The following is a 221-nucleotide window of genomic DNA, read 5'->3' on the forward strand; positions in this document are numbered from 1 at the left end:
GCTCAACGGTGCGGTGCCCAACATCGTCCATGTGATGATGCCCTACGCCTATGAACTGGCGCTGCCGGGAGAGAGCGACCATGATTTCGGCCTGCGCGCGGCCGGGGCTGTCGAGGAGGCGATCCTCGAAGCCGGCGCCGACAAGGTTGCCGCCTTTATCGGCGAGCCGGTCATGGGGGCGGGCGGCGTGAAGATACCGCCGGCGAGCTACTGGCCGGAAG

1 pseudogene is annotated in these 221 nt (G+C 67.4%); it reads left to right on the forward strand.

From position 1 onward, the window contains the following. Positions 1-221: pseudogene (locus EOC06_RS43555) on the forward strand (aspartate aminotransferase family protein); the annotation flags it as partial.

Origin of the sequence: Mesorhizobium sp. M7A.F.Ca.MR.362.00.0.0, from assembly GCF_004023175.1 — a bacterium.
Classification (GTDB): Bacteria; Pseudomonadota; Alphaproteobacteria; order Rhizobiales; family Rhizobiaceae; genus Mesorhizobium.